This is a genomic window from Actinoplanes sp. NPDC051633, from assembly GCF_040681735.1.
In the GTDB taxonomy this organism is placed as follows: domain Bacteria; phylum Actinomycetota; class Actinomycetes; order Mycobacteriales; family Micromonosporaceae; genus Actinoplanes.
This window is the reverse complement of record NZ_JBFAZH010000507.1, coordinates 1-5454: the sequence shown is the minus strand read 5'-3', so window position 1 is coordinate 5454 and position 5454 is coordinate 1. Positions and strand designations below refer to the sequence as shown.

Sequence of the window (5454 nt, the reverse complement as noted above, 5' to 3'; positions counted from 1 at the left end):
CCCGTGCCGCCCGGGCCTCCGCGATCCTGCCCTGTGCCGCCAGCGCGAGCGCCAGCGCGTCACCGGCATCGCGGTACTGCTTGATCAGCTCGCGCATCGTCGGCTCCATCTCGGCGATCCGCCCCTGGTCCAGCCGCAGCGTGGTGAGCGCGATGACGAGGAAGCCGGCGGCGTGCACCGACCCGGCCCGGCCGAGCCGGTCCGCCGCCGCCAGGTAGACCTGTTCGGACTCGTCGAGGCGCCCCGCGATGTGCAGCAGCCGGGCGTCGGCGAAGCTGTGGATCGCCTCCGCCTCGATCATCCGGAAGCGGCGGGCGAGATCCTGCGCTTGGGCCAGGCGGCGATGAAGCTCGGGAAGGTCGCCCCGGGCGCCGGCCGCCGCGGCGATGGCGTAGACCGCGTACCAGTGGAAGGCGGGCAGCTCCAGCCCCTCGGCCAGCCGGGCCAGCTCGACCGCCAGCTCCAGGCGCCGGTCGGTGAGCGCGTCCACCTGGGTCGCCTTGACCCCGGTGGCCAGCGCGAAGGCCAGCACCTGCGGGTCGCCGGCCGCACGCGCCAGCTCGATCGCCTCGTCGGCGGCGGCGAGGATCCTCGGGTCGTCCTCGCCGGCCAGCTCGGCGACCAGCGAGTCGAGCAGGCGGATCCGGGTTTCCGCGTCCAGGTCGGTGCGCTTGAGCAGGCTCGTCAGCGCGTCGACCACCGGCTGATCCACCACGCCGTACTGACGGGCCTGCCAGGGGGTCGGCTCCGACCACGCGGTGAACGCGGCGATCACCAGGTCGTCCCGGCCGGCCGCGCGGGCGGCGTCGAGCGCGCGCTGCCGGGTCTGCCGGGCCGCCGTCAGCGCCCCGCACCTGAGGTGGGCGCGCAGGAGGCGGCCCAACAGGTCACTGCGGCGATCCTCCCGGTCCTCGGTGTCCGGCAGCCGGTCCAGCGCTCTCTTCAACAACCCGACCGCGGCGTCGTGGGCGTATCGGCGCTCGGCCTGCTCGGCGGCGCGGATGCCGTAGTCGACGGCCAGGTCGTCGGCGCCCGCGGTCAACGCATAGTGGTAGGCCAGGGCGGACAGGTCGTCCGGGTGCAGCTCGCGGATCACGGCGGCCACCCGGCCGTGCATCCGCGACCGGCGCAGCCGGGTGAGGTCTCCGTAGAGGGTGTCGCGGACCAGCGCGTGCGCGAACCGGATCCGGCCCGGTCCCGGCTCGCCGAGCAGGCCGGCCACCACCCCGGTCTCCAGAGCGTCCAGCACCGTGTCCTCGTCCGCGTCGGCCGCCGCGAGCAGCACGTCGACCTCGGCCTCACGGCCGACGACCGCGGCCAGGCGCAGCACCGACACGGCCGGCTGGGGGAGCCGGGCCAGCCGGCGTCGCAGCACGTCGCGTACGCCCTCGGGGACCTCGGCCAGCGCCACCAGGGCGCCCTCGCTGCGCAGCAGGCGGGCGCTCTCCCGCACGTAGAACGGATTGCCGCCGGTGCGGTCGGCCAGCGCGCGCACGGTCTCGCCGTCGAGCGGATGCCCGTGCACGGCGGCGACGAGCGACCCCACCTCGGATGCCGCCAGACCGGTCAGTGCGACCCGCTCCGGCTCCCGGCGGGCGAGCTGCGCCAGCGCCTCGTCGAGCCGTTCCCCGCCGTCCGCCGGCCGGTACGCCGCCATCAGCAGCACCGGCACGCCGTCCAGCTCGCGCGCCGCCTGCTCGAGCAGCGTCAGCGTCTCGCCGTCGGCCCGATGCAGGTCGTCCAGCAGCACCGCGAGCGGCTCCCGGCGCGCGGCCGTCCGCAGCCAGTCCAGCACCGCCCGGTGCAGCCGGAACCGGCCCGCCGCGGCGTCGGTGACGGCCGGTGCGGTCGCCCGCAGCAGCGCCGCCAGCGCCTCGGCATCGGCCGGCGGGTGCCGCTCGGCCAGCTGGCCCAGGGCCTCCACCCAGGCCCAGGCCGAGGGTGCGCCGTCGGTCTCCGGGCAGCGCCCGACGGCGACCGTCCAGCCGTCCGCGATGAGCTGTCCGCGCACCCGGGTGAGCAGGCTGGACTTGCCCAGGCCGGCTTCGCCGGTGAGCAGAGCGACGCCGCCGGTGATCCGTGCCCGGGCGGCCAGCTCGGCCAGCCGATCCAGCTCCGGCCGCCGTCCCACGAACGCGCCGTCCACCTGCTCCTCGGCGGCGCGGGCCGCCCGGGTCTGCGGTGGCGCCGCGATCACGTCGGTGCGCTGGTGCAGGATCGCATCCTCGAGCGCGGTCAGCGCCGGTCCCGGATCCAGGCCCAGCTCGTCGTTGAGCGTCCCGCGGGCCTTGCGCAGCGCGGCCAGGGCGTCGGCCTGCCGCCCGGTGGCCCACAACGACAGGGCGAGCAGCCGCCAGCCCTCCTCGCGCAGCGGGTGCTCGCGGGTGAGCAGCTCGGCGGCGGGCACCGCCTCGGCGGCGCGGCCCAGCCGGACCGCGAGATCGACCGCCAGCTCCCGCCCGACCACGCGCAGCTCGGCCAGCCGGGCCGCCTCCGCGGCGGCCCACTCCTCGTCGGCGACCTCGGCGTAGGCCGGACCGTGCCACAGGGCCAGCCCCTCGCTGACCAGCTCGTGGGCCCGATCGGGTTCGTCGGCCGAGCGGCGTTGCGCCTCGCGCAGCAGCTCCTCGAAACGCCACGCGTCCACCGCCTCGGTCGGCAGCCGCAACGCGTAACCCGGGGCGCGGCTGACCAGCAGGGTGGCCGGGGTGCGCTGGGCCCGGGCCGGCTCCAGCAGCCGGCGCAGGTTCGACACGTACGCCTGCAGTGACGCGATCGCCCGGGGTGGAGGCTCGCCACGCCACAGCTGCTCGATCATCCGGTCGACCGACACCACCTCGCCGTGCCCGACGAGCAGGAGCGCAAGCACCGCACGCTGACGCGGGCCACCCGGATCGACCGGGTGTCCGTCCACCTCCGCCTCGATCGGGCCGAGCACGCGCAACCGCACCACGAGGGAGAGAATACGGTGCTCCAAGCGCGCGCCAAGTCGTCCGCAAAGCCGGTCATCGACGCTGGCTGCCATGACGAACCAGACCGTTCGGGAGCGCCCCGACACCCATGACATGTACGTCGTCCACCGCGTCTTCCGCCGGGAGAGCGCCCTCATGCCGCGGCTGGTCCGCGCGGTCCGGCCCGGCGACATCGCTCGCGCTCGCCGCGTGGCCGAGCACTTCCGCGGGTACGCGCTCGGACTGCATCACCACCACACCGGCGAGGACGAGCTGATCTGGCCGCTCCTGCTGGCCCGGGTCGACCTGGAGGCCGAGCTGGTGCTGCGGATGGAGGAGCAGCACTCGCGGGTGGCGAACGGCCTGGCCACGGTCACCGACCTGCTGCCGTCGTGGGAGCGCACCGCCTCCTCCGCCGACGGCGAGCGCATCGCGGTGGCCCTGGAGGAGCACGCGTCGGCCCTGGCCGAGCACCTGGCCGACGAGGAGGACCACCTGCTCGCCCTGATCGAGGAGCACCTGACCGTGGCCGAGTACGGCGCGCTGAACGAGCGCTTCGCCGCCGAGACGCCCAAGGACAAGCTCCTGCTCTTCCTCGGCGCGCTGCTGGAGGAGGCGACTCCCGAGGAAACCGCGGACATCACCCGGAACCTGCCGCTGCCGGCCAAGCTCGCCTGGTGGCTGATCGGCCGGCGGCAGTACGCCCGGCAGGCGCGGGAGCTGCGCGCGCCGCTTACCGCCGGTGTTTGGTGATCCCGTCGATCAGCATGTCCAGCCCGAACTCGAACCGAGACTCGCGCCCGCCCCCGATCAGGGAGCGGGCGTGTCTCCGCAGGTTGGGGAAACGGTCCTCGGGCAGTTCCTCGTAGTACCGGGCCAGCTGCTCGCCGAACTCGTCCCAGTGCCGCTGCAGGTCCTCGGCCGACTTGAACTTGGCGTCGTAGATGGCGCCCTCGTAAGCGTCCGCCGTGATGTACAGGAACAGCCGGTCCAGCGCCCAGCCGGCGGTCTCCGGTGAGATGCCGCCGGCGACCATCATCGCGAGCATCGCCTCGGAGATCCGTAACGCGTACGGGCCCACCGGGATCGTGGCCAGCGCGGCCCGGGCGATGTCGCCGTGGCCCACCATCGCGGCGTACCCGTCCCGGGCGATCTGCTTGATCTGCTCCTGCCACCGCTCGGGGTCGATCTCCGGGATCGGCACCTCCCGGCAGATCTCGTCGAACATCAGCTGCAGCAGCTCGTCCTTGTTCGCCACGTGGGCGTAGAGGCTGGACGGTCCGGTGTCGAACTCGGCCGCCAGCCGACGCATGCTCACCGCGTCGATGCCCTCGGCGGTGACGATGCGCAGTCCGGCCTGGACGATCTGGTCCCGGGTCAGGGGGATCCGGGCGGCGCGGGCACGCTGCGGCGCGGCCGGGCGCCACGGGGGACGGGGCAGGTCTATCTCGGTCATCACCGAACAATGTACTTGACGCGAACAGTGTTCGTCTGTAGAACGATGTTCGTTGCACACGAACACTGTTCGACAGGAAGGCCGATCTGATGCAAGCGCTCCTCGAGAAGGCCCCAACGCTGTACCGGTGGCGCTGGGTGGCGCTCTTCGTGATCCTCGCCGTCGAGGTGATGGACCTGCTCGACTCGCTCGTCACCACGATCGCCGGGCCGGTGATCCGGTCGGAGATCGGCGGGTCGTACAGCCTGATCCAGTGGCTCGGCGCCGCGTACACCCTGTCCATGGCCATCGGGCTGCTCACCGGCGGGCGGCTCGGCGACATCTACGGCCGGCGCCGCATGTTCATCGTCGGCGCGGCCGGCTTCACGCTCGCGTCCCTGCTCTGCGCCCTGTCCTGGAGCCCCGGCATGCTGATCGGCGCCCGCGCGATCCAGGGCCTGTTCGGCGCGATCATGCTGCCGCAGGGGCTCGGCATGATCCGGCAGATGTTCCCGGCGGAGGAGCAGCCCAAGGCCTTCGGGGCGTTCGGCCCGGTGATGGGGCTCGGTGCGGTCGGCGGCCCGATCCTGGCCGGCTGGCTGGTCGACGCCGACTACTTCGGGCTCGGCTGGCGGATGATCTTCTTCATCAACCTGCCGCTCGGCCTCTTCGCGATCGTCGGGGCGCTCCGGTTCCTGCCCGAGTTCAAGTCCGCCCGGCCTGTCCGGCTGGATCTCGCCGGTGTGGTGCTGGCCGCGATCGGCGGGTTCCTCCTGCTCTTCCCGCTGGTGCAGGGCCGCGAGCTCGACTGGCCGGTCTGGATCTTCGTGATGCTGGCGCTCGGCGTGGTGGTGTTCGGGCTGTTCGGGGTCTTCGAGGGCCGGCGCGAGCGGGCCGGGCTCGACCCGCTGGTCACGCCGAGCCTGTTCCGCAAGCGGGCGTTCACCGGCGGGCTGGTGCTGGGTCTGGTGTTCTTCTCGGCGCTGATCGGCACCGGCCTGGTCTTCACGCTCTACCTGCAGGTGGGGCTCGGCTATTCGCCGCTGAAGGCGGGTCTGACGACCCTGC

At 73.5% G+C, this 5454-nt stretch carries 4 protein-coding genes; 2 read left to right on the top strand and 2 right to left on the bottom strand.

Features of this window, described 5'->3' with window-relative positions:
• The coding region (locus tag AB0M20_RS25195) for a BTAD domain-containing putative transcriptional regulator (protein ID WP_364302135.1) at nucleotides 1–2953 on the bottom strand (2953 nt) is incomplete at its 3' end.
• Nucleotides 2954–3023: 70 nt separating this feature from the next.
• Here AB0M20_RS25195 and AB0M20_RS25190 point away from each other — a divergent pair.
• Nucleotides 3024–3704 carry a hemerythrin domain-containing protein gene (locus AB0M20_RS25190; RefSeq protein ID WP_364302133.1) on the top strand — a complete coding sequence of 227 codons (681 nt, stop codon included), beginning with the start codon at nucleotides 3024–3026 and terminating at the stop codon, nucleotides 3702–3704.
• Here the strand turns inward: AB0M20_RS25190 and AB0M20_RS25185 are convergent.
• Nucleotides 3685–4407: a TetR/AcrR family transcriptional regulator gene (locus AB0M20_RS25185; RefSeq protein WP_364302131.1), complete on the bottom strand. Its 723-nt coding sequence runs from the start codon at nucleotides 4405–4407 to the stop codon at nucleotides 3685–3687. The two genes, AB0M20_RS25190 and AB0M20_RS25185, sit on opposite strands and share 20 nt — an antisense overlap.
• Before the next feature lie 89 nt (nucleotides 4408–4496).
• On the opposite strand from AB0M20_RS25185, the gene AB0M20_RS25180 reads away from it, so the two are divergent.
• On the top strand, nucleotides 4497–5454 hold a 958-nt coding region (locus AB0M20_RS25180), incomplete at its 3' end, for an MFS transporter (RefSeq protein WP_364302129.1).